Annotated in this window: 1 protein-coding gene; it reads right to left on the bottom strand. The window is 49.1% G+C overall.

Translation table 11 applies throughout. The annotated features are described in order from the left end of the window. The coding region (locus AC0L20_RS41960; protein WP_473295989.1) for a hypothetical protein at positions 1-232 on the bottom strand (232 nt) is incomplete at both ends.

Here is a 232-nt window from a genome sequence, read left to right as displayed (position 1 = left end):
TACCGGACCATCCCCGCCATTGAGATGTTGGCTTCAACTGAAAGCTTTTGGGCATCCGCCACTGGCATTTTGAGGAAAAAGGCGAAGAGGTTAGATATTTGCCATTCGACCGCTGAATAATTAACGATGAACTGCCCCATCGCATGCAGATGCTCGTCTGAAGGGCCCACATTGTATTGTCGTTCCCAATCGATGCTAAAGGGATCTCTCGGCTTGAAACCACTATCGCTCA

Source organism: Bradyrhizobium sp. Kon58, assembly GCF_055807455.1.
Note: the sequence above shows the minus strand (reverse complement) of the source record. Positions and strands in the feature narration are given on the sequence as shown.